The organism is Mucilaginibacter segetis, assembly GCF_016522075.1.
In the GTDB taxonomy this organism is placed as follows: Bacteria; Bacteroidota; Bacteroidia; order Sphingobacteriales; family Sphingobacteriaceae; genus Mucilaginibacter; species Mucilaginibacter segetis.
This window is the reverse complement of sequence record NZ_JAEHFW010000001.1, coordinates 1456394-1474670: the sequence shown is the minus strand read 5'-3', so window position 1 is coordinate 1474670 and position 18277 is coordinate 1456394. Positions and strand designations below refer to the sequence as shown.

13 protein-coding genes and 1 pseudogene are annotated in these 18277 nt (G+C 39.4%); 6 read left to right on the top strand and 8 right to left on the bottom strand.

The window, feature by feature from the left end:
- The 5 genes from I5M19_RS06740 to I5M19_RS06720 all read right to left on the bottom strand — a co-directional run bounded on the left by I5M19_RS06740 (position 1) and on the right by I5M19_RS06720 (position 5910).
- Entirely contained in the window at positions 1-3435 is a 3435-nt protein-coding gene (locus I5M19_RS06740; protein ID WP_200065441.1) for a response regulator, read from the bottom strand.
- Between the two features lie 94 nt (positions 3436-3529).
- Positions 3530-3949: a hypothetical protein gene (locus I5M19_RS06735; protein WP_200065440.1), complete on the bottom strand. Its 420-nt coding sequence runs from the start codon at positions 3947-3949 to the stop codon at positions 3530-3532.
- 1 nt (position 3950) lies between these two features.
- Positions 3951-4280, bottom strand: a complete 330-nt coding sequence (gene gldC / locus I5M19_RS06730) for a gliding motility protein GldC (RefSeq protein ID WP_200065439.1) — start codon at positions 4278-4280, stop codon at positions 3951-3953.
- 6 nt (positions 4281-4286) lie between these two features.
- The gene (locus I5M19_RS06725) at positions 4287-4595 is read right to left on the bottom strand and encodes a hypothetical protein (RefSeq protein WP_200065438.1); all 309 of its coding nucleotides are present in this window, start codon (positions 4593-4595) and stop codon (positions 4287-4289) included.
- Complete coding sequence (locus I5M19_RS06720) at positions 4561-5910, bottom strand: DEAD/DEAH box helicase (RefSeq protein WP_200065437.1); 1350 nt, start codon at positions 5908-5910, stop codon at positions 4561-4563. The genes I5M19_RS06725 and I5M19_RS06720 overlap by 35 nt, the downstream gene beginning before the upstream one ends.
- Positions 5911-6031: 121 nt before the next feature.
- Here I5M19_RS06720 and I5M19_RS06715 point away from each other — a divergent pair, with 121 nt between their 5' ends.
- Entirely contained in the window at positions 6032-7366 is a 1335-nt protein-coding gene (locus tag I5M19_RS06715; RefSeq protein ID WP_200065436.1) for a dihydroorotase, read from the top strand.
- A gap of 180 nt (positions 7367-7546) precedes the next feature.
- Here I5M19_RS06715 and I5M19_RS06710 read toward each other — a convergent pair.
- Both I5M19_RS06710 and I5M19_RS06705 read right to left on the bottom strand, forming a co-directional pair.
- A pseudogene (locus I5M19_RS06710) lies at positions 7547-7873 on the bottom strand (SRPBCC family protein); the annotation flags it as partial.
- A gap of 269 nt (positions 7874-8142) precedes the next feature.
- Positions 8143-9084 (bottom strand): helix-turn-helix transcriptional regulator, encoded by a 942-nt coding sequence (locus I5M19_RS06705; protein WP_200065434.1) that lies wholly within the window; start codon positions 9082-9084, stop codon positions 8143-8145.
- A 206-nt stretch (positions 9085-9290) separates the two neighbouring features.
- On the opposite strand from I5M19_RS06705, the gene I5M19_RS06700 reads away from it, so the two are divergent.
- Positions 9291-10304 carry a N(4)-(beta-N-acetylglucosaminyl)-L-asparaginase gene (locus tag I5M19_RS06700; protein WP_200065433.1) on the top strand — a complete coding sequence of 338 codons (1014 nt, stop codon included), beginning with the start codon at positions 9291-9293 and terminating at the stop codon, positions 10302-10304.
- Between the two features lie 70 nt (positions 10305-10374).
- Entirely contained in the window at positions 10375-11118 is a 744-nt protein-coding gene (locus tag I5M19_RS06695) for a copper homeostasis protein CutC (protein ID WP_200065432.1), read from the top strand.
- A gap of 4 nt (positions 11119-11122) precedes the next feature.
- On the opposite strand, the gene I5M19_RS06690 is transcribed toward I5M19_RS06695, so the two are convergent.
- Entirely contained in the window at positions 11123-13942 is a 2820-nt protein-coding gene (locus I5M19_RS06690; protein WP_200065431.1) for a TolB family protein, read from the bottom strand.
- A 163-nt stretch (positions 13943-14105) separates the two neighbouring features.
- Here I5M19_RS06690 and I5M19_RS06685 point away from each other — a divergent pair, with 163 nt between their 5' ends.
- The 3 genes from I5M19_RS06685 (at position 14106) to I5M19_RS06675 (ending at position 18242) form a co-directional block, all read left to right on the top strand.
- A complete protein-coding gene (locus tag I5M19_RS06685; protein WP_200065430.1) occupies positions 14106-15263 on the top strand; it encodes an FAD-dependent oxidoreductase in 1158 nt (385 codons plus the stop codon).
- Between the two features lie 110 nt (positions 15264-15373).
- Positions 15374-17230: a Fe-S protein assembly chaperone HscA gene (gene hscA, locus I5M19_RS06680; RefSeq protein WP_200065429.1), complete on the top strand. Its 1857-nt coding sequence runs from the start codon at positions 15374-15376 to the stop codon at positions 17228-17230.
- A 10-nt stretch (positions 17231-17240) separates the two neighbouring features.
- The gene (locus I5M19_RS06675) at positions 17241-18242 is read left to right on the top strand and encodes a hypothetical protein (protein WP_200065428.1); all 1002 of its coding nucleotides are present in this window, start codon (positions 17241-17243) and stop codon (positions 18240-18242) included.
- The last annotated feature ends 35 nt before the right edge of the window (positions 18243-18277 follow it).

Genomic DNA, 18277 nt, shown 5'->3' with positions numbered 1-18277 from the left:
TCAGCTATCTAGCCACAATTGCATCAATGAGATAAGTCTGTCCATGTCAACAGGTTTCGTGATATAATCATTAGCGCCAGCTGCTATACATTTATCACGATCATCTTTCATGGCCTTTGCGGTTAAGGCTATAACAGGCAGTTTTGACCATTTGTTTTGCTTACGAATATATCTTGTTGCCTCATAACCATCCATTTTCGGCATCATTATATCCATTAAAACAATATCTATATCATCGGTTTCTTCCAGCTTTGCAATTGCTTCCTCGCCATCATTAGCTATAACTACATTAAACTCATAACTCTCCAATGCACTGCTAAGGGCAAAAATGTTACGCATATCGTCATCTACAATCAATACTTTTTTGCCTTTAATAGAATCTTTGCTTTTTGTTATCATTTTATTTTTTGGGAGATTACTTTCTGTTTGTTGTCCGCTTTCACTTATTTTATTCAGGAAAAGATTTACTTCATCTATTAACCTGTCTGAAGATTTACTGGTTTTTACAACCATGGCGTTGGCATATTGCATCAGTCTGTTTACTGATGTTTTATCCAACTCCATAGCAGTATTAATTATAACCGGTAGTGATGCAAATTTGTCTACCTCTTTTATTTTATCGAGCAGGTCAAGACCAGATATGTCAGGCAAATTTAGGTCCAGAATAACACACTGGTATTCATTTTCATGCAACATTCTAAAAGCCGATTCACCATCAAATGCCTGATCAACCGTAATACCCTGATTTTGCATCAGATCTTTTAAAGCCTGGCTCTGTGCCTTGTGATCTTCTACAAGAAGTATCTGTTTAAATTTAGTGCCGCTGTTCACCATTATATCAGCAAAAAGCTTATCAAGCGTTTCGGTGTTTACCGGTTTTTTAAGGAAGCTAATGGCACCCTCTTTTCGCACCCGGTTTGCTGCTGCTTCACCCGCTGACATTAAATGAACAGGAATGTGAACTGTTTCTTCTTCCTGTTTCAGTTCCTTTAAAATTTGCCACCCATCTTTACCCGGCAACATAATATCTAAAATCACAGCATCCGGTTGTTTTTCCTTAATTAACTCAACCGCGTTTGTGCCTTCATTTACTAAAAACGCATCGTAACCATGTTGTTTAGCATAATCCTCCAATATATTAGCAAAGTTTTTATCATCCTCAACAATTACTACAAGCGGGTCACGATCATTATCTACAGATTTCTTTGCTGCTGTTTTTAAAAACTCAGTTGGTGGGGTAAAGGTTTCAACAGTTGGTAATTTATCTTCTTCGCTATCAACTATTTTCGCCTCAAGCGGTAAGGTTAAAATAAATTCACTACCTACACCAGGCTGGCTTTTTAGTGAAATATAACCGCCCAGCAATACTGCTAACTCTCTGCTTATAGATAAACCGAGGCCGGTACCGCCATACTTACGACTTGTTGAACCGTCCGCCTGTTGAAATGCTTCGAAAATAAGTTTCTGTTTTTCTGCAGGAATACCTATACCCGTATCTTTTATACAAAAACTAACCGTTTTTTCCTGAACGCCGGGCACAACAGTAATTGATATAGAACCATTTTCGGGCGTAAATTTAAATGCATTGGATAATAAGTTTTTGATCACTTGCTCAACTCTTACTTTGTCAGTAAAAATTGTAGCGGGTACGTTTTCAGTATTGGTGGTAAACTTTATTTGTTTATTAATGGCAACCTCCGCAAATAAAGACTGCATATCTCCTAAAATCTCGGATATACGTATGTCCTCATTTTGCATATCCAATTTACCGGATTCAATTTTTGAAAGGTCAAGGATATCATTTATCAATGTTAGCAGGTCATTCCCGGCATTAAATATTACGCTGGCATATTTTATCTGATCTTCTGAAAGATTGGCTGGCTTATTATCTTTTAGTATACGTGCAAGCACTAATATACTATTAAGCGGCGTGCGTAACTCATGACTCATATTGGCTAAAAACTCCGACTTATACTTACCGGTGGTTTCCAGTTCAGTTACTTTCAGATTAATGGACTGCCGGGCTTCCTCAATAGCTTGATTTTTTTCTTCAAGCAAGCTCGCTTTTTCTTCTAATTCGGCGTTTATGGTTCGCAACTCCTCCTGTTGTACACGTAACTCCTCTTCTGATGCCTGCAACATTTCTGTTTTGTTCATCAGTTCCTCATTGGTTACACGCATTTCTTCCTGTTGCGCTTCCAGTTCTTCGGCCTGCTGTTGTGTTTCTTCAAACAGGTCATGCATAATGGTACGGGCCTGCGCCGTGTTTACCGCTATGCCAATATCATTAGCTACCAGTAAAATATATTCCTTGATGTGATTAGGTATCTCGTTACGGAAACCTATCTCCATCACTCCTTTTAGCTTTTTATCAAAAAAGAACGGAACTATAAAAGTTTCTATCAACTCGTCCTCTAATAAAGAGGAACCTATTTGTAATTTATCATTTAAGCGACCTTTAACCACAGCCGATCTTTCATCGCGTGCTGCCTGGCCTATCCAACCTTCAGATACAGGTATGTGCTTTTTTAAAGCGTCCGAATTATTAAAAGCATAGCTTGCATGCAGATCAAGTGTTTCCGCTGCATCATTGTATAAATAAAACGTACCGGTCAGCGCTTCGGCATAACGACTAACTTCCGTTAGTATATTCCCGGCTAATTCTTTTTCACTTTGCTGGCCCTGCATTTTTTCGTTAAGCTGGCCGGTGCCTGTCAGCAGCCAGTTTTTACCTTCGTTTTCCTTAAGTACCTTCTCAAGTTCGAGGTTCGCTATCCTAATTTCATCTTCTATTCGTTTTTGGCGTTCAAAGGTTGCTTGTATATAGTAAAATAGAACAACTATTATCAGCAGGAACACCATAGTGCCGAAAACAATTACTTTTATTGCTTTTTTTGATGCCTCATTTGAACTCGCTTTACGTTCTGCAAGCAGTTGAGCTTCGGAGTCAACTAATCTTTCATTGATCTCGCGTATGCTATCCATGTTCTTTTTACCATTAAAAAACATGTGATTTGCCACCATATAATCCAAACCTTTGGTTTCGCGAGTTTCGATATTAGTTTTTAAGATGTTAAGTTGGCGGTTGACAATAGTTTTGAGCGAGTCTATCCTTTTAGCTTGTATAGGATTATCTGCAACCAAATTGGTTAGCTGCAACAAATTCTCATTTATACGCGGAACGGCTTCGTTATACGGATCTAAAAATGTTTTATTGGCCGTTGCTCCGTAACCTCGCATGCCGGTTTCACCATCAATAAGTAACTGTAATAAATTATCAGTGGTTTTTATTACCTTTTGGGTATGATCAACCCATACAGTATCATCTTCCAACTGGTTTATGCTGTTATATGATAGTATGCCCACAACAAGCACAAGGATAATTGATACAGCGAAACCCGCTAATACCTGGTTGCGAAAAGAAAGCTTTAACATTTATATTTAGTGTAGTTTGTAAAATACAAATATGTTTAAAAATTTATAGTTGTTAAATAATTAATAACTAATAAACCTATTTGTGCTATAAAAGTTATTTAACTGGTATTTTAAAGATTGGCTTTTTTGATAAAAGAGAACCTGCGAGCGCAATTAATGCTCCAGAAAACAGCGCATACCACCCCCATTTAAATTTTATTTGTCTTGATAAATAGGCATTTACCGATTTAAAGGGTATAAAACTAAACGTTGTTTTTACCTTTAGTATAGCAGCTATAAATAATACACCCACTAATATTAAACCCGCCCAGGCTGACCAACGTGTTAATTTTTGTTGACCTAATACTGTCCCGAGTATCCCGATAACACCTGTGAGCATAATAACTATCCCGTACGGACGGTTTAGCTGATACACATTCCAGTTAAATAAATGGAAAGGCCGTAGCATAGGGCAATAAGTTGCCGCAATAAGGATGATAAAACCTAACAGCGTTAATAGTTGCGACGGACGCATCTTATTTTTTTATTTCCATTTTATCTGCAAAATGGGCACAATAATCTCGCAGATCTTCAACAATGTTTTTTTCACCCGTTGCGCGTAAAAAGCTATCGCCCATAGTTTGCAGCGTTTCGTAAAAAAAACGCTTCATTTCATCTACAGGCATATCCTTTGTCCAAAGGTCTATACGAAGGGTATTCTTATAACTCTGATCCCATAGTGCAAGCATCATTGATTTTACAGGCAATGCCTCTTTGTTTTGGGCATCAGTGGATTCCCATAGAATATTTTCGGGTACATTATTATCGTCCAGGTCAATGGTCAGCTTTATTTCAGCTCTTTTCATTTAAAATTATTTAACAAGTAAAAATATTATGATCACCAAAGTTATAAAGCTTCCCTCTACAATCCATAGTTTTTTGGTTTCTGCAAAGAAATTACGGAAAATTATATCCAGTAATGACACAACTACGGCAAACAATATAAAAATCCAGGTAATGGTACCACTCCAATGTTCATATGGTGAACCTGTTATTTTAGCACCATTCATAAAAATATAAACGGCCAATATTAAAAAAAATGCCGTACCAAAATTTAAAGGACTTATTCTGAATTTTCTGTCCGGATTAGCGTTTTCTTCCGGATCTTTTTTGTCCGCCATGTTTAGCTGGTTTATTAGAGTTAGGTGATCTTTTGGCTTTCGCCGCTTCAAATTTTCTTTTTTGGTTGATGGTTTTTTTCTCGTGAAAAGCTCCTTTAAAATCAGGATCCTCACGGCGCTTCTGCATATCTATCTCTTTGGCCTGTGCCTGTCGCTCGTCATAAGGCGTTTCTTCTATAAAAACCTCATCGGGAATATTAAAAACCGGGATCTGTTGTCTTATCAGCTTTTCAATCTTCCGCACGTAGTATTCCTCAGCCGGGCTGCAGAAGGTAATAGCCTCGCCGGATTGATATGCCCTGCCCGTTCTTCCTATGCGGTGTACGTAATCTTCAATAACCACAGGCACATCAAAATTTATTACATGGCTCACATCACTTACATCAATTCCACGTGATGCTACATCGGTTGCCACTAATATTTTTACTTCATCGTTCTTAAATGAATTGATGGAATTGATACGTGTGTTTTGCCCTTTATTTGCGTGCATTACTTTCACTTCATTCTCACCAAATTTCCGTACCAAAAATTTATAAACATCCTCTGCCGCGATACGTGTTTTGCAAAATATCATCAGCTTTTTAATGTCCCCCTCTTTATCAAGCAAAGCTTTCAGCAGATGTATCTTGGTTTTATTATTAGGTACATGATAAAGTTGCTGATTAACCGTTTGTGCAGGAGTTGCCTGCGGGGTAATCTCTATCACTATAGGAAATTCTAAAAAATTAGCCGATAGACTATGCACCTTATCTGACATGGTAGCCGAGAACAATAAATTTTGCCGTTTTACGGGCACCACTTCCAAAATGCGGTTTATCTGTGGCATAAAACCCATATCCATCATTTTATCAGCTTCATCTAACACAAGTACCTGTAATGTTTTGGTAATAATATGACCTGCCAGATAAATATCCATAAAGCGGCCGGGGGTTGCCACAATAATATCTACTCCCTTTGTTATTTGTTCAATCTGAGTTTTTGGACCTACGCCCCCATACAGTACAACTACCCTTAAATCGGTATTTACAGCAAAGGTTTTTATATTCTCCTCTATCTGCATAGCCAGCTCCCGCGTTGGTGAAATGATAAGTCCACGTGGATTATCACCCTGTGCATATTTTAACTTCATTAAAATAGGCAACACATAAGCAGCAGTTTTACCTGTACCCGTTTGCGCAATACCCATTACATCCTGCCCATTTAATATTGGAGGGATGGCCTTTTGCTGTATAGGCGTAGCTTCGGTATAACCGGCATCACTTATCGCGTTCAATATCTGCCGGTTAAATTTAAAATCTTCAAAGGATACGCTCATGGGCGCAAAGATAAGCTTTTTGTTTTATGGGAAACATAAAATGAAGTTGGCGAATTAACAGATTATAGTTCATTAGCTTTTAAATACTTTGGTACTGTTTCCTAAAACCTATCTTTGTATTATGTCAAGTATTCTTATAAAATCAGCCACCATAGTAAATGAGGATAAACAAGTTATTGCCGATCTTTTAATAAAAGATGGGTTTATTGAACGCATTGATAGCGCTATTGATGTGACTGCGGATAAAGTCATAAACGCAGAAGGTTTGTACCTACTCCCCGGATTTATTGACGACCAGGTTCATTTTCGTGAACCGGGACTCACCCATAAGGCTGATATTTATACCGAATCGCGAGCGGCGGTAGCAGGAGGAATTACTTCCTTTATGGAAATGCCTAATACTATCCCCAACACCTTAACTCAACAATTACTTGAAGATAAATATCAGATAGCCGCGCATAACTCACTGGCTAACTATTCATTTTATATGGGGGCATCTAATGATAATATAGATGAGGTTCTTTTAACGGATGTAAAAAACGTTTGTGGTGTAAAAGTATTCATGGGCTCCTCAACCGGGAATATGCTGGTAGATAATCCCGATACCTTGGAAAACCTATTTGCCAAATCGCCCATGCTGATAGCTGTGCATTGCGAAGATGAAGCGACAATCAGAAACAATCTGGCACATTACAAGCAATTACTTGGTGAAAATATCCCGGTTAAACTTCATCCGAAAATAAGAAACGCCGAGGCTTGTTATCTATCCTCATCAATGGCGGTTGAACTGGCTAAAAAGAACAACAGTCGTTTACATATTTTGCATATATCAACAGAAATAGAAACACATCTGTTCAGAAATGATATCCCACTGAACGAGAAAAGAATAACAGTCGAGGCCTGTATTCATCATTTATGGTTTAGTGACGAGGATTATGAAACCAAAGGCAATTACATTAAATGGAACCCAGCGGTTAAAACCGCAAATGACAGGGCGGGTGTTTTACAAGCATTGTTAGATGGCCGGATAGATGTGTTGGCTACAGACCATGCCCCGCATACAAAAGAAGAGAAAGCACAAAACTATTTAAAGGCACCATCAGGTGGGCCGTTAGTGCAGCACGCTTTGGTAGCTGTGCTCGAGCTTTACCATCAGGGAAAAATCACCCTTGAACAAATAGTGGAGAAGATGGCACACAACGTGGCGATTTGTTTCAATATAGAAAAACGCGGCTTTATCAGAGAGGGTTATTGGGCAGATCTGGTGCTTGTTGACCTGAACAAACCTTGGAAGGTAAGCAGTGATAATATTTTGTATAAATGTGGCTGGTCGCCATTTGAAGATACCAGTTTCAACTCAAGTATAATTTATACCATCGTATCTGGTAATGTAGTGTATGCAAATGGAAAATTGATAGAAAGTATAAACGGCAAAAGATTATTATTTAACAGGTAAATCAGCCAAAACTGATTATCATTAAAAGTTATAATGATCGATAAAACATTTATTATCAGTTATATGATAATTATAATTAAACAAAAAATTTACCTTTAAAGCGCGCTCATAATTCGTTCAGTTATCAACTGTTAGGTTCAGGATAAGCCATACTGTTCCGGTAGTTTTCTTCTTCACCGATCAATTTTTGCCCTCTTCGAGTATCTTTTTTAAACCACCAAAAACCATTTGCCAGTTATTTTCAGAATGTTCTTTTGAAGCTTCATCCTTTATACCATCCTGTGTAAGCTCTAAAAATGTTTTCCCATCTTTTGGAGAAATCGTGTAACTAACATTGGCATAATTTTCGGGTTTATCTTCGGTGCCGCTCATGCTGCTCCAATAACTGTATTTTACATATTTTCCGGGTGTAATTTCCAGTATGGTACCCTTGTCCTGGTATTTCTTCCCCTCCCACTCTCCGCTAAATGTTATCGGGCTGCCTTTTTTCCAATCGGAACTCACAGTAGTTCCAAAAAAATACTATTTTACTAATACCGGATCGGTAAGGCCTTTCCAAACTTCCGCTACAGGAGCATCAATAATTATCGAGGTTGTTAATTCCATGTTTTCAATTATTATCTGGTTTTATTATTGTTGGCGTAAATTATTTACTATAATAAATCATTTGATAAGTACTTACATGTTAAGTACATAACTATTAACATCAGCAAAAACGTTGCCATGAATGTGTAGTTTAGGCAAGCCTAAAGGCCATTAAGGCGGTGTAGGTAAGTTTAATTTTTCAACAGTACGAGTTGAGCGAGTGCTTTTACACGTTCTTTAATAAAGGGTGGGCTAACTACTTCGGCCTGATCGCCAAACATCATAAACCAGCGACAAAAACCTTCATTATACACGGTTAAAAAAGTCATTTCAGTATAAGTATCCACTATCCGTTCAGATACAAAACCGTTATAATATTTTTGTTCATCTATAAACCGTGCCGCACTACTTTCTATCTTAATTACAATGGTTTCAAGCTTATGCTCCTGAGCGGTTTGGGCTATATAGGCTTTTAAAGTAGGATGTTTGCCCCCAAAAGTTTTACCGGTGTCCAATAGTGACTTTATCCTGTCGGCTCTAAAATCCCTGTAATCATTACGCATGCGGCAAAAAGCTATCAGGTGCCAGTAGCTATCCAGGTAAAATATTCCAACCGGCTCAATTTCTCTTTTGGTTTTTTGCTGACTGTAACCCGCCATGTAATCAATACAAAGCACTTTTTTATTAGCAATGCCATCAAGAATCGACTGCAGATGATTGTTATTGTCTATGCGCCGCTGGATACGGCTTTTAAACACCTCAATATTATTGTCCATACTATCCAGCAAATCTTTTTCAGCGGTTTTTAATATCGCTCTTATCTTATACATAGCCGATTTATGCTGAGCAGCGGTTGAGGCATCAGTAAGTTTATCTATAAATTTTTCGGCAGTCAGAAAAGCTGTGGCTTCTTCGCGGGTAAACATTACAGGTGGTAAACGATAACCATCCATTAGGGAATACCCCACTCCTGCCTCTCCAATAATTGGAATCCCGGCTTCTTCTAATGTCCTGATATCCCGATAAACGGTTCGTAAGCTTATCTCAAACCTTTCCGCTATGTCGCAAGCTTTGACAATCCTGCGCGATTGCAGCTGAATTAAAATGGCAGATATGCGGTCGATACGGTTCATAGATCAAAATAAGTAAAAGTATATCAACTTCCTGTTTTTCATTTAAAGAGTAGCATCCAAAAATACATACATCAAACGCATATCAGTAAACTATAAACTAAAAACACAGTAGATAAATATTGCCATCCTGAGCTCTAATACTTATACTTGTATCAAAACAGATACAATTGTATCTGTTTTGAATGCTATAATTATATTTATCACCTATGTATAACCGTCGTAAATTTCTTAAAATATCTGCTGCCGGAGCATCCCTGGCAGCGCTTTCAAAATACACACCTGCAAGTGCAGCCAATCTTAGTTTGGCCCCCACCTTACCGATAGTAATATCTACATGGGATTTTGGTATTGTAGCTAATAAAGAAGCTTGGAAAACGCTTTCTGCAGGCGGAAGGGCACTTGATGCGGTAGAAGCAGGAGTGCGAATACCAGAGGCTGATATGCATAACCATACGGTTGGTCGTGCGGGTTACCCCGACCGTGACGGACATGTAACATTAGATGCCTGCATAATGGATGAATTTGGCAACTGCGGGTCAGTTGGTGCTATTGAATATATAGCGCATCCTATTTCGGTTGCACGCATGGTAATGGAAAAAACGCCGCACGTAATGCTTGTTGGTGACGGAGCCACGCAATTCGCGGTAGAGAATGGTTTTAAAAAGGAAAAACTATTAACTCCCGAATCAGAAAAAGCCTGGAAAGAATGGCTTAAAACGGCACAATACTCACCGGTTATGAATATAGAGAACCAGCAACACCGGCCGGGTGGTAAATATAACCATGACACCATTGGTATGCTGGCTATTGACGCTAAAGGCAATTTAAGCGGTGCCTGTACTACCAGTGGTATGGCCTTTAAAATGCATGGCCGGGTTGGCGACAGTCCTATTATAGGTGCCGGACTTTACGTAGATAACGAGGTTGGCGGCGCAACATCAACAGGTGTGGGTGAAGAAGTTATACGTAACGTAGGCAGCTTTTTAGTTGTTGAACTTATGCGTCAGGGCTATTCACCGGAGGAGGCATGCAAGGCCGCTGTTGAACGTATTATTAAAAAGAAACCCGAAACAGCTAAGAAAATACAGGTTGGCTTTTTAGCAATTAACAAAAAGGGGGAATATGGGGCTTATGCCATACAACAGGGATTTTCATTCGCGGTATGCAACGCACAAAAACAGGATTTGCTTATACCCGGAAAAAGTATTTATAAAGGATAAAACAAATTCCTTTTGCTTTGTTGTTATACTTAACTTTATATACACAAAGGCCTCAATCTTATTTTACTGAATGATAACATTAGAAGTTTGCGCCAATTCGGTGACATCCGCTATTGCCGCACAGGAAGGCGGTGCAGCACGTGTTGAATTATGTGAAAATCTTGATGAAGGTGGCACTACTCCATCATTCGGACAGATCCTACTTGCACGTAAGCATCTTCATATTAAACTATTTACCCTTATACGCCCCAGAAGCGGCGATTTTTTATATACCGATCTGGAGTTTGAGGTAATGCAGGCCGATATAAGGAATTGTATAGAAGCCGGTTGCGATGGTATTGTAATAGGAATACTTAATCCGGATGGCACTGTTGATAAAGAACGTTGCACCGAATTGGTACGTACCGCACGGCAATGGGGAGTGGGGGTTACATTCCATCGCGCATTTGATATGTGCGCTGACCAATATCAGGCCCTTGAAGATATAATAGCGATCGGATGCGACCGTATTTTAACATCGGGAGGTAAAAGTACAGCCATGGAGGGCGCAAATGTTATAACACACTTAGTAGAAAAAGCAGCCGGAAGAATATCTATCATGCCGGGAAGTGGTATATCTGAAACAAACGTTGCCGACCTTGTGCATTTTACAGGCGTCAGGGAGGTGCACTCATCTGCAAGGGTTAGTTTGCCGGGTAGAATGGACTACAGGAATGATCACATTTTAATGAGTAACGGCTATGGAGATGAATATACTATTCAACAAACAGGTGCCGAAAGAGTAAAAGCTATCATAAAAGCAGCTAATGGCTGATCGGTTAAAAAATGCTAACCGGTAATACTAATTCTATCCTATTTCTTCCACTTCCCCCAAAATAGTCCGGGTCGAGCAAATAGCTGTATCGTATGCCAAATGAAACGGATGATTGATTAAAGAATTTAGTATCAAAAAACAGCGCCGCACCCATCGAACGGAAATTCCGCTTAAAATTACTCCCATCAGCAAAAAAATTATTCGCGGTTGCGTGAGTATAATCGTAATATAAATATCCCCTCAGCCTGAGCAGATAAATCAGGTTACCAAAACCTGCATCCGGATATGCAATAGGGAAATGATAGCTCGCCCCTATCTTATTCATGTTATCCAGATTTTGTGCGGTATACGCCTTAGAGAAAGGAAAATCATTCGAAAAACCGATAGCGTTATTTTGTCCCTTTTGCTGATGCGCGGCACTGATAACCAAACTGTGGTTTATACCAATGCCGGGAAAATAAAATGCACCACTTACTAAAAATTGACTGGCATTTAGCCCGGCTATTGCTGTTTTATAATTAATACTTATGCTTTGAGCAAATCGCGGGTTAATTTGCTGTTTGGCTTGTTGTGTCTGATTATTAAAGCTAATACTATTATTAACGTAAGTATAATGTTTGTCGGCAAATAAATTACGATAAGCCTGTTGAAAAGTACTCTGACTATAATAAACAGCAGAACCGGCAGAAACTGATGTAATATACTTACCTGCTGTTAAATTTAACGGCACAGTGAATCCCGCATGTAAATCGGTCTCGTTGTAATAAATACTATTGCCCTTATAAAATCCCTTACGGTCCAAAGTGTAATCTACACCTGCCGACAAGTAGGGAAACAAAGCTCCGTATATTGCAGAATAACCAATACGTTTATACTCTTCATCCCGGTTATAATTAAGCGATAAACGCGACTGAAAAGTATTCAAAATATTCTCCCCCTCTAAAGCAATGGAGAAATTAGGATCGTTAATATCTGGAATGATACTATGAAAGTTAAACAAGCCGTGCACCTTGCTGTATTTTTTTACGGTTAACGGGGTGCGTTCCACAGACGCAAGCAGGTTTGCTGAAGAGTCGGTTGTTAAAGCACTCACACCCAAATCGTCCAACTGGTTATCTTTACTAATATCTACGGGTACAAATTGCAGTAACTTACGATCAAACTCATTAATTTGATAACCATTTGCCGTAAAACCAACCCACGAAAGTTTATTTGTGCTGATTGCTGGTTGATAAAAACCGATAGAGCCATTCTTAGGTGTATTTTTCAACTCAAACACCTTGTTCAAACTTACCGACAGCACATAAAGCCTGTCGTTTTTGCCGGAGGTTTTGGTAAAATATATTGCGTCACCATCAACCAGTAAAAAGCCAATGGGTTCATAAGTAAAGGGGAGTAAATAATTAACCTTCCCTGCGGCATCTACTGTGGCAATTGTCATTTGCCCTTTTTTGTTGCGCACAGCCGAAACTATTTTCCCGCCTTTATAAAACTTAGGGCAAGTAAAAAAAAGTTGTTGTTTATTAGGAATCGCCTTTATCAGCTCACCGTCAATTGTGTTAAGCACATGCAGTTCACATTTGCCTGTTGGTGACAATTGTACCGCTACTATTGATTTGCTATCGTCACTAAATGACGGGGAAAAATACTTTGTTTTACGGGTGATACGCTTTTCCTGGCCAGTCTTTATATCTATCACTACCAGTTCATTATAATTCCTGTAACCCCACCGTATATCCGGACGGTAAGCCGCATATACTATTTTACCATTGTGATAAGAAAAGTAATTATCAATGGTGATATCCTGTACAGCTAACTTTCGCTCCTTGCCTGCGGTTTTTATTACAAATTCGGGTACATGGTCATAAGTGCTTTTCAGATAAACTAATGTACTGTCATTTACATAAGCCGGAAATTCACGATCAGCTGTAAAATGCTTGTTACTACTATTCTCTTGTATTAAGCTACTATCCAATGCAAACTGTTGCTTAAAGTATTTTAAAGCATCATTTCTGAAATCCTTATAACTTATTCCCGCATATTTTTTAATTGCTGTTTGAAATGGATAAAATCCCCCCTTATATGCCGCGGCATCATGAGTAACATTTTTCCAAAACATATTGCCATACCTTTCTCGGCCGTAGGCCACCAGCATATAACCTAAAGGGTAATGGTTGGGTATATAGTCAGCATACGACCCGTTCCTCAGCTTCATCCAACTGTATTGTTTATCAGCCATCCACAAAGCACGATAGCCCGTGAGAAATAATGGTAGCCTTCCCCTGCCTTGGTTGCTTACTAAAGTTTCGTTAAAAACAGCATCTCCCTCAAAAAACCAGTTCGGAACAGCCAGGTCATTGCCCAAAGCTTGTCCTCCTTCGCCGAATAAAACCCTCAATAAATGCGAAATGCCCACATCAAAATTATTGTACTGCTGCACATGCCTGAACTCGTGTATTGCCAGCTGATCCGGCCATGGCAGGCTTCCCAGTTCAAAACTATTTTGTTCGGGTGTTAAATAAAACTCGCTACGAAATGGGGCCAACCCTACATAAGCATTGGATATGATGGTTTGATCCTGTAATACGATGTTTATTTTTTTTTGCTTAAAGCCTATGGTTGGTTTTATGGCATTATTCATCCGGTGAATAATATCAGCTACTTCTGTAGCAGAAGAATCGAGTCCGGTCGGAAATATAATTCGGGCTGCCGGTATATTAACCTGCCGCCATTTTATTGATGGTGGGTTGCCGCCAAATTGCTGCGCCTTAAGCGACGTAAACGTAAAAAGTAAAATTGGCAGCAACACGCGTTTCATCGGCATGAAAGTAAGTAAAAATGTTTTCTTCCCGAATTTCAAATATGCTCTGAATTTATACATCTACAAAAGCAGCGTTGCTGTTCAGTATAAAAATTTTATCTGTTTAAAAGGATGTAGCTTCTGGATCGTCTATCCTATTAAACACATTACTAATTATAAAACAACTATGATGAATAACATTGAAAACAAAACAATAGCAATTATAGGTGGCGGTCCGGGTGGTTTAACACTTGCCCGGCTTTTACAGATGAAAGGCGCCAAGGTAACGGTTTATGAAAGAGATGCGCACAAAGATGCCCGCCCAAAAGGTGCCACGCTTGACCTGCATGAAGAATCTGGGTTATTGGCGCTGCAGGAAGCCGGACTCATGGATGCGTTTAATGCCAGCTATCGCCCCGGAGCCGACATGCTGCGCATTATTGATAAACACGGAACTATCCTGCTGGATGATGCCGAAAATCCAAGGCTTGAAACTATAAGACCTGAGATAGACCGCGGGCCATTACAAAATCTATTATTAGATTCTCTTACACCAGGCACAGTTATTTGGGACAGCCAATTCGTGAGTATATCACCTATGAATGAAGGTTGGAGAATAGAATTCAAGAATGGCAAAAAGGTTTTTTCTGATATAGTGATAGCCGCCGACGGCGCCAACTCCAGGTTGCGCCCTTACCTTACCGATATTAAACCATTTTACGCTGGTGTCACAGGAATTGAGGGTTATGTGAATGATTCGGCATCCGCCATCCCGAAAATGCATAAATTACTGAACGGAGGTAAAATATTTGCTATGGGCGATGAAAAAACGCTGATAGTAAGTTCAAAAGGAGATGGCAGTTTAGTATTTTACACCGGCTGCAAAACAGACGAATTTTGGAGCAAAACCGCAGGAATTGATTTTACCAAGAAAGCTGAGGTACTTGCTTGGTTTAAACAGGAATATGCAGGATGGGAAGATATTTGGCTGGACCTTTTTGAAAACGCAAGTGGTAACTTTATTCCCCGCCCCATTTATAGTATGCCCATAGATCAAACATGGAAATCAAAAGGCAATATAACCCTGTTGGGCGATGCTGCACACCTAATGCCGCCTTATGCCGGCGAAGGTGTAAATATGGCAATGCTGGACGCATTAGAATTAAGTAAAAATTTAACCAGTCAAGATCATCCTGATTTAATATCTGCTATTGAATCCTATGAGACACAAATGCGTTCGCGTGCCTCCGAAGCCGCAGATATGTCATTAAAATCAACCGAATTACTTCATTCTTCTAATGCTATTTCTTTTATGATGAGCGTAGTTGGGTACGGGAATCATTAATTACGGAGCCAAACCAGGGGATAACTACTATAGCTTAATCCTAAATTGAACTGTAATATGACACACCTTGCCTTAAAACTAATTACCTTTGCCACTCGTTATAATTTACTATGGCTAAAGTTTCTATCAACCTGGCAACAGGTTCCATACAAAAAGAAGATATTATTGTAGGCATTGACTTAGGTACCACCAACTCACTGGTAGCATTTATTAACCCTGATAAAGATCCGAAAGTTATAAACGATACCGGAAAAGGTGTTTTGGTACCATCGGTTGTGCATTTTGGCGAAGCGGGTGAGATAAAAGTAGGCAATGAGGCAAAAGAGTTTTTAATTACCGATCCCAAAAACACGGTATTTTCAGTTAAGCGTTTATTAGGCCGTTCTTATGCAGATGTAAAGAATTATCAGGACTTTTTCTCTTACAAAATAATTGATGATGATACCGAAAGTCTGGTTAAAATAAATGTTGGTGATAAATATTATACTCCTATCGAACTTTCGGGTATGATATTAAAGGAATTAAAAGAACGTGCTGAGCATGCTTTAAAAACACCTGTTAACAGGGCGGTTATTACAGTACCTGCTTATTTTAATGATTCTCAGCGCCAGGCGACCCGCGATGCAGGGAAACTTGCCGGACTGGATGTTTTACGTATAGTTAACGAACCTACTGCCGCCAGCCTTGCTTATGGTATAGGGCTAAATCAGGAAGAAACTAAAACTATAGCTGTTTATGATTTGGGCGGTGGTACATTCGATGTATCTATCTTACAAATACAAGGTGGAATATTTGAAGTACTTTCTACCAATGGCGATACTTTTTTAGGAGGCGATGACTTTGACCGCGCCATTGCTGATTATTGGATAGAAAAAAACAAGTTGGATAAAACGGCTGTGGCTACTGACCGTGAACTTACACAGCAACTAAGGCTAAAGGCCGAAGAAGCCAAAAAAGCATTCGCTCACCAAAGTATTTTTAACGAAAAGATAGGTGACATCTGGTGCACCATAGATCGTAATACTTTCGAGAGTTTGATATTACCTAAAGTACAGCAAACCATAACCAGTTGCCAAAACGCGCTTAAGGACGCTAAACTTACTGTTGATCAGATAGATGAAGTAGTAATGGTAGGCGGTAGCACACGCACGGGGCTTGTTATTAAAATGGTATCTGAGTTTTTTGGACGTGCGGTACATAATGAATTAAACCCTGATGAGGTGGTAGCTCTGGGTGCAGCTATACAGGCTGATATTTTGGCAGGCAACCGTAAGGACATCCTGTTGCTGGATGTAACACCTCTTTCATTAGGTATTGAAACTATGGGTGGCCTGATGGATACCATTATTCCACGCAATTCAAAAATTCCTACAAAGGCCGGGCGGCAATATACTACCTCCATTGACGGACAAGTGAATATGAAGATAGCTGTTTACCAGGGTGAGCGCGATCTGATCAAGGAAAACCGCAAATTGGCGGAGTTCGAACTAAAAGGAATTCCATCGATGCCTGCAGGTTTCCCTAAGGTAGATATTAACTTTTTGCTGAATGCCGATGGTATTTTAAAGATACAGGCTATGGAGTTACGCTCTGGTGTAAAACAAGAGGTAGAAGTTAAACCTACTTATGGTATTACTGATGAACAGGTAGAACAAATGCTTATGGATAGCATAACCCATGCTCAAGATGATGTAAGTCAGCGCATGCTGATAGAAGCACGTACCGAAGGTGAACAAATGGTTTACACAGTTGAACGGTTTCTGCAAAAGAATGGCATACTATTATCTATAGAAGAAAATGCTGAAACAGTAAAACACCTTAACGCCCTTAAGGAAACCCTGCATAGCGGTGACAAGGATCTGATATTAAAAAAAGTAGATGCTTTGAATGACTTTACCCGCCCCTTTGCCGAGCGTGTAATGGACGAAGCTATCAGTACCGCCATGAAAGGCAAAAGCATAAACTAAATCCTATCAATTGAAAACATTTTTCTGCGCGGTATTGCTTACTGCATTTATCACAATAACACTTAATACCGAAGCAAAAATTCGACCTCGTGTTATTTTAACAGATACTGGTACTGTTAATAAACCGGTATTGGATACCATGCTCTATGATTCGTTGATGTTGCACTTGGCTAACGGCGATAAAACAGGTAAATGGCCCGTAAAAAATGCCCCTTATCCCCTGCCCGGTGCCATACTTCCATTTAACCGTATAGTTGCTTTTTACGGCAATATGTATTCAAAAAATATGGGAATATTAGGCCAGTTGCCGCCCAAACAAATGCTTGCCAAATTGCAGTTGGAAGTTAAAAACTGGGAGGCTGCAGACACATTGATACCCGTTAAACCGGCCCTGCATTATATTTGCGTTACCGCGCAAGGTTCACCGGGCAGAAACAACACCTATAGTTTAAGGATGCCTTTCAGCCAGATTGATAGCGTGCTTAAAATGGCCAAACAAATAAACGCGCTGGTATTTCTAGACATTCAGGTTGGTTTAAGCACCGTACAAACTGAGCTCCCGCTATTAGAAAAATACCTGAAACTGCCTAACGTTCACTTTGGGATAGATCCTGAATTTTCTATGAAGGGCGGGAGTGTACCCGGAAAACGAATTGGCACATTTGATGCTAAAGACATCAATTACGTAACCGATTATCTAAGCACTCTGTGCAAGAAATACAATTTGCCTCCTAAAGTATTTGTTGTACACCGTTTCACTAAGCACATGGTTACTAATTATCAGGATATTAAATTACACTCCGAAGTGCAATTTGTGATGGATATGGATGGCTGGGGTGGCCCGGAATTAAAAAAAGGTACTTATAAATACTTTGTAGCAAATGAGCCGGTACAATTTACCGGCTTTAAGCTTTTTTATAAGAACGATATTAAAAATGCACCGCACCGCCTAATGACTCCCGAAGAAGTGCTTAAGCTAACACCCGCCCCTATTTATATTCAATACCAGTAATTATTTCCGGGTTGTGGGATAAGTGCTATTTGCAT

What these genes read in the sequence shown, in the direction of transcription:
- I5M19_RS06740 (WP_200065441.1), bottom strand. Translation starts at nt 3,435, where the DNA reads ATGTTAAAGCTTTCTTTTCGCAACCAGGTATTAGCGGGTTTCGCTGTA.
- I5M19_RS06735 (WP_200065440.1), bottom strand. Translation starts at nt 3,949, where the DNA reads ATGCGTCCGTCGCAACTATTAACGCTGTTAGGTTTTATCATCCTTATT.
- gldC (WP_200065439.1), bottom strand. Translation starts at nt 4,280, where the DNA reads ATGAAAAGAGCTGAAATAAAGCTGACCATTGACCTGGACGATAATAAT.
- I5M19_RS06725 (WP_200065438.1), bottom strand. Translation starts at nt 4,595, where the DNA reads ATGGCGGACAAAAAAGATCCGGAAGAAAACGCTAATCCGGACAGAAAA.
- I5M19_RS06720 (WP_200065437.1), bottom strand. Translation starts at nt 5,910, where the DNA reads ATGAGCGTATCCTTTGAAGATTTTAAATTTAACCGGCAGATATTGAAC.
- I5M19_RS06715 (WP_200065436.1), top strand. Translation starts at nt 6,032, where the DNA reads ATGTCAAGTATTCTTATAAAATCAGCCACCATAGTAAATGAGGATAAA.
- I5M19_RS06705 (WP_200065434.1), bottom strand. Translation starts at nt 9,084, where the DNA reads ATGAACCGTATCGACCGCATATCTGCCATTTTAATTCAGCTGCAATCG.
- I5M19_RS06700 (WP_200065433.1), top strand. Translation starts at nt 9,291, where the DNA reads ATGTATAACCGTCGTAAATTTCTTAAAATATCTGCTGCCGGAGCATCC.
- I5M19_RS06695 (WP_200065432.1), top strand. Translation starts at nt 10,375, where the DNA reads ATGATAACATTAGAAGTTTGCGCCAATTCGGTGACATCCGCTATTGCC.
- I5M19_RS06690 (WP_200065431.1), bottom strand. Translation starts at nt 13,942, where the DNA reads ATGCCGATGAAACGCGTGTTGCTGCCAATTTTACTTTTTACGTTTACG.
- I5M19_RS06685 (WP_200065430.1), top strand. Translation starts at nt 14,106, where the DNA reads ATGATGAATAACATTGAAAACAAAACAATAGCAATTATAGGTGGCGGT.
- hscA (WP_200065429.1), top strand. Translation starts at nt 15,374, where the DNA reads ATGGCTAAAGTTTCTATCAACCTGGCAACAGGTTCCATACAAAAAGAA.